The organism is Pseudomonas sp. A (assembly GCF_056270345.1).
The window spans coordinates 5143979-5161895 of record NZ_CM149873.1; the positions used below are offsets into that span (position 1 = coordinate 5143979).

General features: G+C 64.6%; 11 protein-coding genes. 4 read left to right on the plus strand and 7 right to left on the minus strand.

The genetic code is table 11. The features are described 5' to 3' along the window. Positions 1-2: 2 nt before the first annotated feature. Positions 3-1835, plus strand: coding sequence for an ABC transporter ATP-binding protein (locus AC0MAZ_RS22875; protein ID WP_232857291.1), 1833 nt, complete (start codon positions 3-5; stop codon positions 1833-1835). 132 nt (positions 1836-1967) lie between these two features. On the opposite strand, the gene AC0MAZ_RS22880 is transcribed toward AC0MAZ_RS22875, so the two are convergent. Next, positions 1968-3095 carry a GNAT family N-acetyltransferase gene (locus AC0MAZ_RS22880; RefSeq protein WP_475859277.1) on the minus strand — a complete coding sequence of 376 codons (1128 nt, stop codon included), beginning with the start codon at positions 3093-3095 and terminating at the stop codon, positions 1968-1970. 239 nt (positions 3096-3334) lie between these two features. Between AC0MAZ_RS22880 and AC0MAZ_RS22885 the strand changes: the two genes are divergently transcribed. Then, positions 3335-4579, plus strand: a complete 1245-nt coding sequence (locus AC0MAZ_RS22885; RefSeq protein WP_475859278.1) for a putative porin — start codon at positions 3335-3337, stop codon at positions 4577-4579. 181 nt (positions 4580-4760) lie between these two features. Here the strand turns inward: AC0MAZ_RS22885 and AC0MAZ_RS22890 are convergent, their stop codons facing one another. The 4 genes from AC0MAZ_RS22890 to AC0MAZ_RS22905 all read right to left on the minus strand — a co-directional run bounded on the left by AC0MAZ_RS22890 (position 4761) and on the right by AC0MAZ_RS22905 (position 10871). After that, complete coding sequence (locus AC0MAZ_RS22890) at positions 4761-5882, minus strand: beta-ketoacyl-ACP synthase III (protein ID WP_475859280.1); 1122 nt, start codon at positions 5880-5882, stop codon at positions 4761-4763. 219 nt (positions 5883-6101) lie between these two features. Next, positions 6102-10007: an ATP-dependent RNA helicase HrpA gene (hrpA, locus tag AC0MAZ_RS22895; RefSeq protein WP_475859282.1), complete on the minus strand. Its 3906-nt coding sequence runs from the start codon at positions 10005-10007 to the stop codon at positions 6102-6104. Positions 10008-10112: 105 nt separating this feature from the next. Beyond that, positions 10113-10361, minus strand: a complete 249-nt coding sequence (locus AC0MAZ_RS22900; RefSeq protein ID WP_203651406.1) for a hypothetical protein — start codon at positions 10359-10361, stop codon at positions 10113-10115. A gap of 12 nt (positions 10362-10373) precedes the next feature. Beyond that, positions 10374-10871: a hypothetical protein gene (locus tag AC0MAZ_RS22905; protein WP_203651403.1), complete on the minus strand. Its 498-nt coding sequence runs from the start codon at positions 10869-10871 to the stop codon at positions 10374-10376. A gap of 456 nt (positions 10872-11327) precedes the next feature. Here AC0MAZ_RS22905 and AC0MAZ_RS22910 point away from each other — a divergent pair, with 456 nt between their 5' ends. Both AC0MAZ_RS22910 and AC0MAZ_RS22915 read left to right on the plus strand, forming a co-directional pair. Further along, on the plus strand, positions 11328-12692 hold the full coding sequence (locus AC0MAZ_RS22910; RefSeq protein WP_254464641.1) for a glutamine synthetase family protein: 1365 nt from the start codon (positions 11328-11330) through the stop codon (positions 12690-12692). A gap of 29 nt (positions 12693-12721) precedes the next feature. Next, positions 12722-14029, plus strand: a complete 1308-nt coding sequence (locus tag AC0MAZ_RS22915) for an NAD(P)/FAD-dependent oxidoreductase (protein WP_475859285.1) — start codon at positions 12722-12724, stop codon at positions 14027-14029. 150 nt (positions 14030-14179) lie between these two features. On the opposite strand, the gene fadD1 is transcribed toward AC0MAZ_RS22915, so the two are convergent. Both fadD1 and fadD2 read right to left on the minus strand, forming a co-directional pair. Beyond that, the gene (fadD1, locus tag AC0MAZ_RS22920) at positions 14180-15877 is read right to left on the minus strand and encodes a long-chain-fatty-acid--CoA ligase FadD1 (RefSeq protein WP_028693064.1); all 1698 of its coding nucleotides are present in this window, start codon (positions 15875-15877) and stop codon (positions 14180-14182) included. Positions 15878-16175: 298 nt separating this feature from the next. Next, positions 16176-17864, minus strand: a complete 1689-nt coding sequence (gene fadD2, locus AC0MAZ_RS22925) for a long-chain-fatty-acid--CoA ligase FadD2 (RefSeq protein WP_203651398.1) — start codon at positions 17862-17864, stop codon at positions 16176-16178. Positions 17865-17917 lie beyond the last annotated feature (53 nt).

Below are 17917 nucleotides of genomic sequence, written 5' to 3' on the forward strand. Positions count from 1 at the left end.
CCATGCTGTACCGTCGTTTCGAGCAGTTGATCGACATTTTCCGCGAGGCGCCCAGCGAGGCGCCTCCCGGCAAGGTCTGGCCCTTCTACCTCTACTACCTGCGCCAGGTGTGGCCGAGCTTCCTCGCCCTGCTGATCGTCGGCCTGATCGCCTCGCTGATCGAAGTGGCGCTGTTCAGCTACCTGAGCCGGATCATCGACCTGGCCCAGGGCACGCCCAACGCCAATTTCTTCAGCGAGCACAGTGGCGAGCTGATCTGGATGCTGGTGGTGGTGCTGGTGCTGCGGCCGGTGTTCTTCGGCCTGCATGACCTGCTGGTGCACCAGACCATCAGCCCGGGCATGACCAGCCTGATCCGCTGGCAGAACCACACCTACGTGCTCAAGCAGAGCCTGAATTTCTTCCAGAGCGACTTCGCCGGGCGCATCGCCCAGCGCATCATGCAGACCGGCAACTCCCTGCGCGATTCGGCGGTGCAGGCGGTGGACGCACTGTGGCACGTGCTGATCTACGCCATCAGTGCGCTGGTGCTGTTCGCCGAGGCCGACTGGCGGCTGATGCTGCCGCTGCTGGTGTGGATCGCCTGCTATATCGGTGCGCTGTACTACTTCGTGCCCAGGGTGAAGGAGCGTTCGGTGATTTCTTCCGACGCCCGTTCCAAGCTGATGGGGCGCATCGTCGACGGCTACACCAACATCGCCACGCTCAAGCTGTTTGCCCACACCGACTACGAGCAGCAGTACGCCCGCGAGGCGATCAGCGAGCAGACCGAGAAGACCCAGCTGGCCTCACGGGTGATCACCAGCATGGACGTGGTCATCACCTCGCTGAATGGCTTGCTGGTGGTCAGCACCACTGGCCTTGCCCTGTGGCTGTGGAGCCAGTCGCTGATCAGCGTCGGCGCCATCGCCTTGGCCACGGGCCTGGTGATCCGCATCGTCAACATGTCCGGCTGGATCATGTGGGTGGTCAACGGCATCTTCGAGAACATCGGCATGGTCCAGGACGGCCTGCAGACCATCGCCCAGCCGGTCACCGTCAGCGACAGGCCCAATGCCCCGGCGCTCAAGGTCAGCCGCGGCGCGGTGCGCTTCGACCATGTCGAGTTCCACTACGGCAAAGGCGGCAAGGTGATCGATGCCCTGAACCTGGACATCCGCCCTGGCGAGAAGATCGGCCTGATCGGCCCGTCCGGCGCCGGCAAGTCGACCCTGGTCAACCTGCTGCTGCGCCTGTACGACATCGACAGCGGGCGCATCCTCATCGACGGCCAGGACATCGCCGAGGTCAACCAGGCCAGCCTGCGTGCGCAGATCGGCATGATCACCCAGGACACCTCGCTGCTGCACCGCTCGATCCGCGACAACCTGCTGTACGGCCGGCCGCAGGCCAGCGACGAGGAGGTCTGGGAGGCGGTGCGCCGGGCCCGGGCCGACGAGTTCATCCCGCAGCTGTCCGATGCCCAGGGCCGCACCGGCTTCGACGCCCATGTCGGCGAGCGTGGCGTCAAGCTCTCCGGCGGCCAGCGCCAGCGCATCGCCATTGCCCGGGTGCTGCTGAAGAACGCGCCGATCCTGATCATGGACGAGGCGACCTCGGCACTGGATTCGGAGGTCGAGGCGGCAATCCAGGAAAGCCTGGAGACGCTGATGCAGGGCAAGACGGTAATCGCCATCGCCCACCGCCTGTCGACCATCGCCCGCATGGACCGGCTGATCGTGCTGGACAAGGGGCATATCGTCGAAAGCGGCAGCCATGCCGAGCTGCTGGCCCAGCGTGGGTTGTATGCGCGGTTGTGGCATCACCAGACCGGGGGGTTCGTCGGCGTCGATTGACCTGTAACACCTTCGCCGGCCTCTTCGCGGGTAAACCCGCTCCCACAGGGGGATCACTGCCATCAGAAACAGTGGTTCTCCTGTGGGAGCGGGTTTACCCGCGAAGAGGCCGTTACAGGCGGAACGACGCCATCAAACCTGGCGATACGGCAATAATCCCCGTGCCTCCTCGACATAGGCCAGTACTCCTTCGCGCTCCTGACGCAAAAAGTCAGCGACCGCCCGGTGCAACCCCGGGTGCAGCAGGTAATGCCACGACCGCGTGATCACAGGCTCGAACCCGCGAATCAGCTTGTGCTCGCCCTGGGCACCGGCATCGAAGCGCTGCAGGCCTTCGCCGATCGCGAAGTCCATGCCTTGGTAGAAACAGGTCTCGAAATGCAGGCGGTCGAATTCGTCCAGGCAACCCCAGTAGCGGCCATACAGGCTATCGCCCCCCACCAGGCTGAAGGCCATCGCCACCTCGCGCCCTTGCTGCCGGGCAATGACCACGCGAATCGCCTCGGGCATGCGCTCGGCCACCAGGCTGAAGAACTCGCGAGTCAGGTACGGCGCCCGGCGGCGCACGGCATAGGTGTTGGCATAGCAGCGGTAGACGAAGTCCCACTGCGCCTCACTCAGTTCATCACCGCGGTACCAGGCAAAGTCGATCCCCTGCCCCGCCACCTGCTCGCGCTCCTTGCGCATCTGCTTGCGCTTGCGTGAGCTGAGGGTGTCGAGAAAATCCTGGAAGTCCCGGTAACCCCGGTTGCGCCAGTGGAACTGGCAGCCCAGGCGCTCCAGCCAGCCCGGCTGGCCGGCAATGGCTTCGTCCAGCACGCTGTCGGTAAAATTGATGTGCGCCCCCGACAGCCCACCCTTGCCCAGGTACTCGGGAATCGCCTGCAACAACAGCAGGCCATCAGCAGGGTCAGACGCCAGCAGGCGCGGCCCGGCGACCGGGCTGAACGGCACCGCGCCGAGCAGCTTGGGGTAATACGCGATGCCCGCGCGCTCGCAGGCATCGGCCCAGCCATGGTCGAACACGTACTCGCCGAACGAATGCCATTTGCGGTACGCCGGCAGCAGCGCCCGCACCTCGCCATCGCGCTCCAGCACCAGGTGTTCGGCGGCCCAGCCGGTGTCGGGTACCACGCTGCCACTGTCTTCCATGGCACTGAGAAAGGCGTGGCGCAGGAACGGCTGACCGTCGGGCACCAGCGCGTCCCAGGTGGTCGCCGGCAGGTCGCGCAGGTGGGCAAGGCTGTGAAGGCTGATCACGGTTGCAACTCGCTATGGACAGGGCGCCAGTATTGCCAAAGCCGCCGTGACACACAAATGACGGCCTGTTTACTTAACAACAGTGCCACTATTCAGACATTATTCTGTCATTCCCCCCCGCAATACTTGCGCCTGTTTTCCGGAACCCCAGAACCTGTCTAGTCAGGCCCTTTCCGAAGACATGCCAACTCGGGGGCGGGCGCTTGAGCCTCCCCACTTTTTCCAACAGGGAGAACCTTATGCGTCTTGTTTCTACACTTACTGGAGTGAGCCTCACCGGCATGATGCTGGCTCTGAGTACTCCGGCCAGTGCTGCTGTCGACGCCAAGCTGCTCGAAATACTCCGCGCCAACGGCTCGATCAACCAGGCGCAGTACACCGAACTGCAGGGCGACCTGGCAAAGGAAACCAAGGAAAAGGCCGACCAGAAAGCCCAGTCCGAGCGCCTGAGCTCCTTCGAACAAAAAGTGGCATGGGCCGCCAAGACCCAGATCAAGGGCGACGTGCGCCTGCGCTACGAAGACGTCAACGTCGACAACCCCAACAGCCGCAGCGGCAACCAGGACCGCGAGCGTGTGCGTGCCCGCGTCGGTTTCTACAGCGAGATCAACCCGCAGGTCGACGCCGGCATTCGCGTGGCCACCGGCAGCAGCTCGGACGCCCGCTCGACCAACCAGAGCCTGGACAACTACTTCGACAAGAAATCGCTGTGGGTGGACCTTGCCTACCTCGACTGGCACCCGACCGCCGTGCCGAACCTGCACCTGATCGGCGGCAAGATGCTGCAGCCGTGGGTGAGCATGGGCGACATCATCTGGGACAGCGACATCAACCCGGAAGGCGTGGCCGTCACCTACAAGACCAACCTGGGCGGCGCCGAAGTGTTCGGCAGCGCCGGTCACTACACCCTCAAGGACAACGTCGACGGCGACGGCGTGCAGTTCAAGCACGACGCGCAGCTGTACCACGGCCAGTTGGGCACCAAGTTCAACCTGGCTGACAGAGTCAAGGTCACCGTCGGCGGCAGCCTCTACGGCTTCGACAACGACAAGAAGTCGGCCGTGCTGCGCAGCTTCGGCAACACCACCACCGAGTTCAACCTGGCTGAAGGCTTTGGCCAGGTGGACTTCACCGGCTTCGCCATCCCGCTGTCGGCCTATGGCCAGTTCGTCAAGAACACCGACAGCACCGACGGCGAGGACAAGGCCTGGCTGGCGGGTCTGAAGACCAAGCTGGGCGCCTGGAGCCTGGACTACAACTACCGCGACGTGCAGCGCAACGCCGTGGTCAGCCTGTTCACCGACTCCGACTTCGGTGCCGGCTTCACCGGGTCCCGTGGCCACAAGTTCAAGGTCGGCTACGAGATCGACAAGAACTTCTCGCTGGGCGCGGCCTACCTGATGGCCAAGACCGACCTGTCGCAGCTGCCGAACAACAATGCTGACGTCGACACCCTGCAGGTCGACCTGGAAGCCAAGTTCTAAGCGCTACGCTCCCTTGCTCCACCCTGAGCGGGAAATGCCGACCCCATCCGGCATTTCCCGCTTTTTTTGCCTGCCGGAAATGCCACCTGGCCTCTTCGCGGGTAAACCCGCTCCCACAGGCACCGCGGTACCTGTGGGAGCGGGTTTACCCGCGAAGAAGCCAGTGCAGGTACTACAGGAATCAGCGTTTACGCAAAACCACGCTACCGATCGAATACCCCGCACCAAACGAACTCAGTACGCCCAGCGATCCTTTGACCAGGTCATCCTGATACAGGTGGAAGGCAATCACCGACCCCGCCGAACTGGTATTGGCATAACGATCCAGGATCACCGGCGCATCTTCCTCGGCCACTTCACGCCCCAGCAGTTTCTTGACGATCAGGTGGTTCATGCTCAGGTTGGCCTGGTGCAGCCAGAAGCGCTTGACGTCCGACGGTTGCAGATCGTTCTCGGCCAGGTGCTTGCCGATCAGCTCGGCGACCATCGGGCAGACTTCCTTGAACACCTTGCGGCCTTCCTGCACGAACAGCTTGTCGCGAGCACCGATGCCCTCTTCCGCCGCGCGGTTGAGGAAGCCGAAGTTGTTGCGGATGTTGTTGGAGAACGCCGTCAGCAGCTTGGTGCTGACGATGTCGAACTGGTGTTCGGAGGTGGCCAGGTCGGCACGCTCGACCAGCACGGCGGTGGCGGCATCGCCGAAGATGAAGTGGCTGTCGCGGTCACGGAAGTTCAGGTGGCCGGTGCAGATTTCCGGGTTGACCACCAGCACGGCGCGCGACTGGCCCAGCTGCACGCTGTTGGCGGCGGTCTGGATACCGAAGGTGGCCGACGAGCAGGCCACGTTCATGTCGAAGGCGAAGCCCTGGATACCCAGTGCCTGCTGCACTTCGATGGCGATGGCCGGGTATGGGCGCTGCAGATTGGAACAGGCGACGATCACCCCGTCGACATCGGCGGCGGTGCGCCCGGCACGCTCCAGGGCCTGGCGGGCGGCGGCCACGCCCATTTCGCAGAGGATCGATTGTTCGTCGTTGGCGCGCTCGGGCAAGCGCGGCTTCATGCGCTGCGGGTCGAGAATGCCGTCCTTGTCCATGACGAAGCGGCTCTTGATACCCGAGGCCTTCTCGATGAAGGCGGCATCGGACAGCGGCGCCGCCTCGACCTCGCCACGCTCGATGGCGGCGGCGTTGTCACGGTTGAAACGCTGTGCCCAGGCGTTGAAGGATTCCACCAGTTCTTCGTTGGAAATGCTTTGGGCCGGGGTGTACAGGCCGGTGCCGCTGATGACGACGTTGTGCACGGTCGTTCCTCTGGTCTGGGGCCATCGCCACAAGGCGCTGGCCGGAATAAGGGCAACTTAATGGCACCTTGGTACCAATTTTGAGGCGAGGGCTGAGCCCTCGTTCGCGGCGCAAGGCCGCTCCTACAGAATCGGCGTTCGCCTGTAGGAGCGGCCTTGTGCCGCGATCGGCCGCACAGCGACCGCAAATTCCACCAAGTTTGCCACAACTTGGGGAGCTTAGGCTTCCACCTGACTCCACTGTTTGCTCAGTCGCTTGTCGGAAACCGCCACCTTCGTCCCCAGTTGCTGGGCGAACAACGACACCCGGTATTCCTCCAGCAGCCAGCGGTACAGGGTCAACTGCTCATCGCGCTTGCCTTCCTGGGCATGCTTGTCGGCGCGGGCCTGGTACTGCGCCCAGCAATTGGCCAGCTCGGCGCTCCACACCCGGTCCTTCTGCACCTGCGAACCCAGCTTCTCCAGACGCAGTTCCACCGCCTTGAGATAACGCGGCAACTCCTTGAACCAGGCACCCGGCGTCTCCCGCACGAAGCCCGGGTACACCAGGTTGGCCAGCTGCTGCTTGATGTCGTTGAGCGCCACCGCCTGGCTCAGGTCGATCTTGCCCTTGAAGCGCTTCTGCAGGCCATGCCACAGCTTCAGCACCTCCAGGGTCAGGCGGGCCAGGCGTTCGGCGTGTTCGGTCCAGTTGCCGCGCTTGCGTTCGGCCAGCGAGGCCAGGCCCGCGCCATCGCGCGGCAGTGGGTCTTCGCCTTCCAGCACACAGCTGTCGAGGCTGGCCAGGAGGATATCCTCGACCAGCGCCTCGCCCCGGCCCAGTTCACGGTACAGCAGCCCCAGCTCGGTCAGCCCCGGCAGCTTGCCACGCAGGAACTTGGCCGGTTCCGCCAGCTGTTGCAGCAACAGGCGCTGCAAGGCGCGACGGTGCTGGAACTCGGCTTCGGCCTGGGTCGAGAAACGCCCTTCGCGTACCGTGCCGTTGTCCTCGACCAGCGCCGGGTAGACCGTCATCGACAGCCCGGCGATCTTCTGCTGGGCGGTCTGCGCCACCTGCGCGAAGGCCTTGGCCTGTACCGGCTGCTCGGCCTTCTCGCTGCGCGGCAGGGCCAGCGCCGCCTGGCTGGCGGCGGCGAAGCGGGCGGTCAGCTCGGCGAGGTCGCGGCCTTCGCCAAGGAACTTGCCCTGGGCATCGACCACTTCGATGTTCATGCGCAAATGGCCCTCGACCAGCCCGGCCGCTTCCGCCCAGGCCTCGTCCGACACCCGCGCCCCGGTCATGCGCAGCAACTCCTGGCCCAGGGCCTGCGGCAATGCCCCCTGGCCGAACGCCAGGCGCGACAGGGCCGCCTTGACGAAGTCGGGCACCGGCACGAAGTTCTTGCGCAGGGCCTTGGGCAGGTTGCGCACCAGGGCGATGCACTTGGCCTCCAGCAGGCCGGGCACCAACCATTCCAGGCGCTCGCCCGGCAGGTTCGGCAACAACGGCGCCGGCACCCGCACGGTCACGCCGTCACGCGGGTGGTTCGGTTCGAAGTGATAGCTCAGCGACAGGCGCAGATCGCCCACCTGCAGGTGGTCCGGATACTGCGCGGCGGTGACCTCGCTGGCCTCGCGGGCGAGCACGTCCCCTTCGCGCATGATCAGCAGGTTCGGATCCTTCTGGCTGTTCATCCGGTACCAGCTGTCGAAGGTCGCGGTCTGGTGAATCTCTTCGGGCAGGCGCGCCTCGTAGAAGGCGTACAGCGTCTCCTCGTCGGCCAGAATATCGCGCCGTCGGGCCTTGGCCTCCAGCTCGTCGAGCTGCTCGAGCAGGCGCTTGTTGGCCGCCAGGCACTTGGCCCGGGACTGGATCTCGCCACCGACCAGGCCGTCGCGGATGAACAGCTCGCGGGAAGTGACCGGGTCGATCGGGCCGAAATGCACCGGCCGACGGCCGACCAGGATCAGCCCGTAGAGGGTGATCTGCTCGTAGGCCACCACCTGGCCGCGCTTCTTCTCCCAGTGCGGTTCGAAGTGGTTCTTCTTGATCAGGTGGGTGGCCAGCGGCTCGATCCAGTCCGGCTCGATCTTGGCCACCATGCGCGCGTACAGCTTGGTGGTCTCCACCAGTTCCGCGGCCATCACCCACTGCGGGCGCTTGCGGCCGATGCCCGACGAGGGGTGAACCCAGAAACGCCGCTGACGCGCGCCCTGGTAGTCGCCCTCCTCGGTCTTCTGGCCGATCTGGCTGAGCAGGCCGCTGAGAATCGCCTTGTGCAGGGGCTGGTAGTCGCAGGCGTCCTTGTTGACCGCCAATTGCAGATCACGGCAGATCAGCGCCAGCTGGCGATGGGCGTCGCGCCACTCGCGCAGGCGCAGGTAGTTGAGGAAGTTCTTGCGGCACCAGTTGCGCAGCGGGCTGGCGGTCAGCGCCTGGCGCTGCTCCTCGAAACCGCGCCACAGGTTGACCAGCGCGGCGAAGTCGGAATCGACATCCTTCCACTGCGCGTGCGCCTGGTCGGCAGCCTGCTGGCGCTCCGGCGGGCGCTCGCGCGGGTCCTGCACCGACAGCGCGCTGGCGACGATCAGCACTTCCTGCAGGCTGCCCTGACGGGCGCCTTCGAGCAGCATGCGACCCAACCGTGGATCGATCGGCAGGCGCGCCAGCTGGCGGCCCAGTGGTGTCAGCTGGTTCTCGCGGTTGACCGCCGACAGCTCCTGCAACAGGTTGAAGCCGTCGCTGATGGCCTTGCCATCCGGCGGCTCGATGAACGGGAAGGCGTCGATCGCGCCCAGGCGCAGGTGCAGCATCTGCAGGATCACCGCGGCCAGGTTGGTGCGCAGGATCTCCGGATCGGTGAACGCCGGGCGGCCGTTGAAGTCGTCCTCGCTGTACAGGCGGATGCAGATGCCCGGCTCGACACGCCCGCAGCGGCCTTTACGCTGGTTGGCGCTGGCCTGGGACACCGCCTCGATGGGCAGGCGCTGGACCTTGGCGCGGTAGCTGTAGCGGCTGATGCGCGCGGTGCCGCTGTCGATCACGTAGCGGATGCCCGGCACGGTCAGCGAGGTTTCGGCGACGTTGGTCGCCAGCACCACGCGCCGGCCGCTGTGGGACTGGAAGATTCGCTGCTGCTCGGCCGGCGACAGCCGCGCATACAGCGGCAGGATCTCGGTGTGGCGCAGCTGCGCCTTGCGCAGGATCTCGGCGGCGTCGCGGATCTCGCGCTCACCGGGCAGGAACACCAGCACATCGCCCGGACCCTTGCCCTGGCTGCGCTCATGCTGGGCGATCTCGTCGAGGCTGGCGAGGATCGCCTGGTCGACGGACAGGTCCTCCTCGACCTGGTTGCCCTCCTCGTCGTGCTCGCTGGTCAGCGGCCGGTACCAGGTTTCCACCGGGTAGGTGCGCCCGGACACTTCGATGATCGGCGCGCCGTCGAAGTGCTTGGAGAAGCGCTCCAGGTCGATGGTCGCCGAGGTGATGATCAACTTCAGGTCCGGGCGGCGGTGCAGCAGGGTCTTGAGGTAGCCGAGCAGGAAGTCGATGTTCAGGCTGCGCTCATGAGCCTCGTCGACGATGATCGTGTCGTAGCGCTCGAGGAAACGGTCGTGCTGGGTTTCGGCCAGCAGGATACCGTCGGTCATCAGCTTGACCAGGGTGTTCGAATCGCTCTGGTCCTCGAAACGCACCTGGTAGCCGACCAGCGCCCCCAACGGCGTGCCCAGCTCCTCCGCGACCCGCGCCGCCACGCTGCGCGCGGCGATCCGCCGGGGCTGGGTGTGGGCGATCAGGCCATGGCTGCCGCGGCCCAGCTCCAGGCAGATCTTCGGCAGCTGGGTGGTCTTGCCGGAACCTGTCTCGCCGGCGATCACCAGCACCTGGTGCTCGGCCAGGGCCTTCTTGATCTCGTCGCGCTTGGCGGCGATCGGCAGGCTGTCGTCGTAGCGAATGCTCGGCACGCTCTGCTGGCGCGCGGTGACCTGGGCGCAGGAGGCCTGGACCTTTTCCACCCACTGCGCGAGCTTGCCCTCGTCGGGGCGCTTGCGCAGCTCGTGCAATTGCCGGCGCAACCGATGGCGGTCGGCGATCATGGCGTGGTCGAGGTTCTTCAGCAGTTGGTCGATGGCGTGGTCTGTCATGGGGCTTTTTAATGATGCAGGCGAGTGCTGCTTTTTCATGATCGGCAGGCGTAAGAGGCGGGATTGTCGCAGATTTGCGAAATCGATGCTGCCTGTGCCCGCCGTTCAGTCGCGGTCACGCTCGAAATAGCGGGAGCGCTTGAACAACAACGGGGTAGCAATTGCCACGAAAAAAGCTGACCAGCCAATACCATCAAGTTGCAGGAACTGCTCTTCACCCAGTTGATTACAGGCGGTAATCCCCGTGACGTTGAAGACGATATAGAGAAGAAACCTGATGCACCTTGACCGGCATGCCCAGTCGACCAACGTGCCGACCACGAGGGCATAGCAAATACCATAAAGTACCCACATATCCGCTCCCCTTCAGATAATCAACATCAGGCTGCTGGATTGGGGACCAATACCGCCTTTCACGGTTGCTGACAGCGATGCCAGTACATCCCCAGCATGAAAAGTAGGAATCTTATTCTGAATCAACCACGCCACAGCTCCGGTGGCGGCGATCCCTGCGACCGCCGCCGCAGGCCCACCTGCCATTGCTAGCGCGACATCCGCCGTCGCTTTACCCGCTGCGGTACTGAAAATGCCCGAAACCCTGTACCTCTGCTGATTGAGGCTGTCCCCCTGCTGGCGAGTTAACGGCCGCGATACCGCAACCGTCATCAGGCAAGGCCGCTGCCCTGCCAGCATCCGGTCGTAAAGCTCCGCCATTTTTTCAACGACCCGATAGTGCCCGGCATGCACCCATGGCAGGCCCGTTTGCCGGATTTGGCAACATTCTCCTGGCTGGATGATGAACTCGCTGACATCGAAGACGATCGCGTGATGGGCGATTACCTGATAAGTCCTTTGCGCTTGCATGGCGATCCCTGACCATTCTTACAAAGAAAGGGACTTTCACCGCTGGCGCGCCACCTGCCAACTAGCCTAGGTCCGATAAAACTGTGGGAAGCTTCCTAAGCTGCTGCAACGCGGCGGGCAGACCTTGCCAATGTTTAGCTGCCACCGGAATGAACGTCGCCATTCACTGCTTTAATCAACCTTACAGGCCATGTGAGTATCCAGGGATGCTTCTCGACCCGATGATTGCCCGCCCGCTGCCCTACCCTTCGCTGCCGAAGGCCCGGGCCCGTGCCGGTGAAAATCCGCTGGTCCATATCATCCTGGCGTTCTGGGCGCTGTGGCATTGCCGTCACGCGCGCCCACCGGACACGTCGCTCACGCACTCCTGACCCGACCCGGCCATCCTCTGGCCGATTGACTCAGCCTGACCGCTCGCCTGCGCGGCGGTCACGTGTGCCCCAGAGCGAATCCACCATGCACTTTGCCCCCGCAGAGCAAGCCAGGCGTTTCCTGGCCGACAACCCCGATATAGACCTGATCGAGCTGTTCATCCTCGACGCCAACGGCGTCCCCCGCGGCAAGCTGCTGCACCGCGAGGAGCTGCTGGCGGTGTTCGAAAGCGGCCGCCCGCTGCCCAGCACCATCCTCGGCCTGACCCTCAATGGCGACGACGTGGAAAACTCGGGCCTGGTCTGGGACGTCGGCGACATCGACTGCCGCGCCTACCCGCTGGACGGCAGCTTGGTGCGCCTACCCTGGCGCCGGGTGCCGACCGCCGCCGTGCAGGTCAGCATGCACCCCAGCGAAGGCCTGCCGGCCAGCGTGGCCGATCCGCGCCATGTGCTGCTGCGGGTGATCGACGCACTCAAGGCCGATGGCTTCCACCCGGTGATGGCCTGCGAACTGGAGTTCTACCTGCTCGACCAGCAGCGTGATGCCCATGGCCGGCCGCAGCCGGCGTTGGACAGCGACGGCGGCCGCCCACGCGGTACCCAGGTCTACGGCTTGCGCGAGCTGGAGCAGATCGAACCCTTCCTCGCAGACCTCTATGCCGCCTGCAAGGCCCAGGGCATTCCGGCCCGCACGGCGATCTCCGAGTACGCGCCCGGCCAGGTGGAGATCACCCTGGAGCACGGCGACGCGCTCCAGGCCATGGACCAGGCCGTGCGCTACAAGCGCCTGGTCAAGGGCATCGCCAACGCCCATGGCATGCAGGCCTGCTTCATGGCCAAGCCGTTCGCCCAGCTGGCCGGCACCGGCATGCACATGCACCTGAGCCTGGCGGACGCCGCCGGCAACAACCTGTTCGCCAGCGAGGACAAGGCGGGCACCCCGCTGCTGCGCAAGGCGGTGGCCGGCATGCTGCGTCACCTGCGCGAATCGCTGCTGCTGTTCTGCCCCAACGCCAACTCGTTCCGCCGCTTCCAGGCCAACAGCTATGCACCGCTGGCGCCGACCTGGGGCGTGGACAACCGCACCGTCAGCCTGCGCGTGCCCGGCGGCCCGGCAGCCAGCCGGCATATCGAGCACCGCATCTGTGGCGCCGACGCCAACCCCTACCTGGCCGCCGCCGCGATCCTCGCCGCCACCCACCAGGGCATCCGTGAACAACTCGATCCCGGCGCCCCGGTCGAAGGCAACGGCTACGCCCAGGCCACCGAACACCTGCCCACCGACTGGCTGACCGCCCTCGAGGCCCTGGAGCGTTCGACCTGGGCCCGGGAGACGCTGGGCGAAACCTTCCTCGGCGTCTACCTGAAGGTCAAGCGCGCCGAGTACCGCCAGTTCATGGCCGAGGTCGGCGAGCAGGACTGGCGTTGGTACCTGCACCAGGCCTGATGCCCACGAGATTACAAGAAGGAACAAGCATGAACGCAGCAGTGAACAACGGCCCGGCCCAGCGCGCGCCGTCCTATTACAGCGCCACCCTCAACGACACCACCGAATACCCCACGCTAAAGGGCACGGTGCAGGTCGACGTGGCGATCATCGGCGGCGGCTTCACCGGCGTGGCCACCGCCGTGGAACTGGCCGAGCGCGGCCTGAAAGTGGCCATCGTCGAGACCAACCGCATCGGCTGGGGCGCCAGCGGGCGCAACGGCGGCCAGGTCACCGGCAGCCTGTCGGGCGACGAGGCCATGCGCACGCAGATGCGCGACCGGCTGGGCGCCGAGGTGGACGATTTCATCTGGCATCTGCGCTGGCGCGGCCACCAGATCATCGAGCAGCGCGTCGAGCGCTACGGCATCCAGTGCGACCTCAAGCACGGCCATCTGCACGCGGCAATGAAACCGTCGCACATGAACGAGCTGCGCGCCTTCGAGGCCGAGGCCCAGCGCCGCGGCATGGGCGACCAGGTGCAACTGCTCGACCGCAGCGCCATGCAGCGCCACCTGCAGAGCCCGTTGTACCTTGGCGCGCTGAAGAACCGCCGCAACCTGCACCTGCACCCGCTCAACCTGTGCCTGGGCGAGGCTCGCGCCGCCCACGGGCTGGGCGCGCTGGTGTTCGAAAACTCCGAGGTGCTGGAGATCGTCCACGGCCCGCGCCCGGCAGTGGTCACCGCCCAGGGACGGATCGAGGCACGCCAGGTGATGCTGGCCGGCGATGTCTATCACAAGCTGGAAAAGCGCCAGCTCAAGGGCAAGATCTTCCCGGCCATGGGCGGCATCGTCGCCACCGCGCCGCTGGGCGAGCTGGCCGAGCAGATCAACCCGCAGGACCTGGCGGTGTACGACTGCCGTTTCGTCCTCGACTACTACCGCCTGACCGCCGACAAGCGCCTGCTGTTCGGCGGCGGCGCCAACTACTCCGGGCGTGATTCACGGGACATCGAAGGCGAGCTGCGCCCGTGCATCGAGCGCACCTTCCCGGCGCTCAAGGGCGTGCCGATCGAGTTCCAGTGGAGCTGCGCCATGGGCATCGTGGTCAACCGCATCCCGCAGCTGGGCAAGCTGTCGGACAACGTCTGGTACTGCCAGGGGTATTCCGGGCACGGCATCGCCACCAGCCATATCATGGGGGAGATCATGGCCGAGGCGCTGACCGGGACGCTGGAGAAGTTCGATACCTTTGCCGGGTGCAGGCACATCAAGGTGCCGATGGGCGACCTGCTGGGCAATCCGCTGCTGGCGGCGGGGATGTGGTACTACCAGATGCTGGAAAAGCTGCGCTGAGCCGCAACCTCTCTGTAGGAGCGGCCTTGCGCCGCGAAAGGGCTGCAAAGCAGCCCCGGGATTTCAGCGACAATGCATCAATCGATGGGGGTGCTTCGCACCCCTTTCGCGGCACAAGGCCGCTCCTACATCGATCGCGCACGCTGCGGATCAGGCGATCTTCTTCAGACCCTGCTTCTTCAGCTCTTCGTCGCGCAGCTCGCGGCGCAGGATCTTGCCGACGTTGGTGGTCGGCAGCGCGTCGCGGAACTCGATGGCCTTGGGCACCTTGTAGCCGGTGACGTTGGCGCGCATGTGCTCCATCACCTGCTCCTTGGTCAGGGTCATGCCCGGCTTGACCACGATGAACACCTTGATCACCTCGCCGGACTTCTCGTCCGGGATGCCGATGGCCGCGCACTGCAGCACGCCCGGCAGCGCGGCGAGCACATCTTCGAGCTCGTTGGGGTACACATTGAAGCCTGACACCAGGATCATGTCCTTCTTGCGGTCGACGATGCGCATGTAGCCGTCCGGCTGGATCAGGGCGATGTCGCCGGTCTTCAGCCAGCCATTGCTGTCGATGATTTCGGCGGTGGCGTCTTCACGCTGCCAGTAGCCCTTCATCACCTGCGGCCCCTTGATGCACAGCTCGCCCACCTCGCCCAGGGGCAGTTCCTGGCCGTTGTCGTCGATGATCTTGCACAGGGTGGACGGCACCGGGATGCCGATGGTCCCCAGCTGGTTGGCCGAAGTCGGGTTGACCGCCGCCACCGGGCTGGTCTCGGTCATGCCGTAGCCTTCGCAGATGGCGCAGCCGGTCACCGTCTTCCAGCGCTCGGCCACGCTCTGTTGCAGGGCCATGCCGCCGGACAGGGTGATCTTCAGCGCCGAGAAGTCGAGGTTGCGGAACGTCTCGTTGTTGCACAGGGCGACGAACAGCGTGTTGAGGCCGACGAAGCCGCTGAACTTCCACTTGCCCAGTTCCTTGACCATGGCCGGCAGGTCGCGCGGGTTGCTGATCAGCACGTTGTGGTTGCCGATGAGCATCATGGCCATGCAATGGAAGGTGAAGGCGTAGATGTGGTAAAGCGGCAGCGGGGTGATGAGGATCTCGCAGCCTTCGTGCAGGTTCGAGCCCATCAGCGCGCGGCACTGCAGCATGTTGGCGACCAGGTTGCGGTGGGTGAGCATCGCCCCCTTGGCCACGCCGGTGGTACCGCCGGTGTACTGCAGCACGGCGACATCGCCGGACTGCGGGTTGGCCTCGGTCACCGCGCCGCCCTTGCCCAGCGCCAGCGCGTCGTTGAAGCGCACGGCGCCCGGCAGGTGGTAGGCCGGCACCATTTTCTTCACGTACTTGATGACGCTGTTGATCAACAGGCGCTTGAGAGGTGGCAACAGGTCGGCCACTTCGGTGACAATGACGTGTTTGACCTGGGTCTTGGGCACCACCTTTTCCGCCAGGTGCGCCATGTTGGCCAGGCACACCAGGGCCTTGGCTCCGGAATCGTTGAACTGGTGCTCCAACTCCCGCGCGGTGTACAGCGGGTTGGTGTTGACCACGATCAGGCCGGCGCGCATGGCGCCGAACACGGCGACGGGGTACTGCAAGACGTTGGGCAGCTGGACCGCGATGCGATCACCCGGCTTCAGGTCGGTGTGCTGCTGCAGCCAGGCGGCGAAGGCGCCGGACAGGGTGTATAGCTCGCCGTAGGTGATGGTCTTGCCCAGGTTGCTAAAGGCAGGTTTGTCGGCAAAGCGTTGGCAGGATTGCTTGAGTACCGCCTGGATATTGGGGAATTCGTCAGGATTGATGTCCGCCGTGACCCCGGCTGGGTACTTATCCTTCCAAAAATGTTCGATCATGGAAGCCCGCTCCTTCAGCAACAGCGAATTCGGTACGCGTCGATGCGCTTATTATTGATATGAGAGGCCGGCTCATTGCAAACCGGATCCTCTGAAAGCGCGCCGAGAGTAACAGCTTTGCAAGGGGTCGCCTAGAGGTCGAAATGGGCCGACAGGTCACAAAAATGACTCAATGAACAATACAGGTCATTTTTAGAGTAATTATACAAAATGTCGCGAATCCGCCTGAAAGCCCTGCCCTAGAGAGGGCCTGCGGGAACGGCGTTGCGCTGATCCCACAGGATTGGATTAGCCACCGTTAGGCGATGTCGCGCAACTCCCGGCGCAGGATCTTGCCCACTGGAGTCATCGGCAGCGATTCGCGCAACACGATGTGCTTGGGCACCTTGTAGCCGGTGAAGTTGGTCTTGCAGAACGCCTTGAGCTCATCGACGCTCACCCCACCCGCACGCGGCACCACGAACAGCTTCACCGCCTCGCCGGTGCGCTCGTCCGGCACGCCAATCACCGCGCAGCTGGCCACCTGCGGATGGCCCATCACCACATCCTCGATCTCGTTGGGATACACGTTGAAGCCCGAGACGATGATCATGTCCTTCTTGCGGTCGACGATGCGGGTGAAACCGTCCGGATCGATGACGGCGATATCGCCGGTCTTCAGCCAGCCTTCGGCATCCAGGACCTGGGTGGTGGCCTCAACCTGCTGCCAGTAACCCTTCATCACCTGCGGCCCCTTGATGCACAACTCGCCACGCTCGCCCAGCGGCTGCTCGTGGCCTTCATCGTCGATCACCTTGAACGCCGTGCCGGGCACCGGCAGCCCCACGGTGCCCAGGCGCGCCAGCTGGCCATAGGGGTTGGTGCTGGCCGCCGGCGAGGTTTCGGTCAGGCCGTAGCCTTCGACAATGCGGCAACCGGTGAGGGCCTCCCAGCGTTCGGCGGTGGCCTTGACCAGCGCGGTGCCACCGGAGTTGGTGATCTTCAGCGCGGAGAAATCCAGCGACTTGAAGCCCGGGTTGTCCATCAGCGCGACGAACAGCGTGTTCAGGCCCACCAGCGCCGAGAACCGCCACTTGCCCAGCTCCTTGATGAAACCGGGAATATCCCGGGGGTTGGTGATCAGTACGTTGTGGTTACCGGTCACCATCATGCACATGCAGTTCGCGGTGAAGGCATAGATGTGGTACAGCGGCAGCGGCGCGATCATCACCTCCTGCCCTTCCTTGATCAGCGGCTGGCCATCGGGGCCGTGCTGACCGAAGCAGGCTAGCACCTGGAGCATGTTGGCCACCAGGTTGCCGTGGGTGAGCATGGCGCCCTTGGCCAGCCCGGTGGTGCCGCCGGTGTACTGCAGCACCGCGATGTTCTCCAGGGTTTGTGCCACCGGCCTGTGAGTGAGCCCGCGCCCCTGGCGCAGCACCTGCTTGAACGACACGGCCTGGGGCAACTGGTAGGCCGGCACCATCTTCTTCAGCTTGTCGACCACGGTGTTGACCAGCCAGCCCTTGGCCGTCGGCAGCAGGTCGCCCATCTTCGCCTCGATCAGGTACTCGATGCCGGTATCGGGCAGCACCTCCTGCACGCGCTTGCCGAACATGTTCAGGTACACCAGGGCTCGGGCGCCGGAGTCCTTGAACTGATGGCGCATCTCGCGCTCGGTGTACAGCGGGTTGGTGTTGACCACGATCAGGCCGGCGCGCATGGCGCCGAACACCGCAATGGGGTATTGCAGGACATTGGGCATCTGCACCGCGATGCGGTCGCCCGGCACCAGTTCGGTGTGCTGTTGCAGCCAGGCGGCGAAGGCGGCCGAATGACGCTCGAGGTCGGCATAGCTAAGGGTGACCCCGAGGTTGCTGTACGCCGGGCGGTCGGCGAAGCGTTTGCAGCAGCGCTCGAAGACGTCGACGACGGACGTGTAGACATTCATGTCAATGGTGGAAGGTACGCCCGCGGCGCGCTTGTCGTTCCAGAAATCGGCTTGCATTTATTGTTGTTCCTCTACCGGGACATTCCTGACCTGTTCGCCTGCTGGCAAAA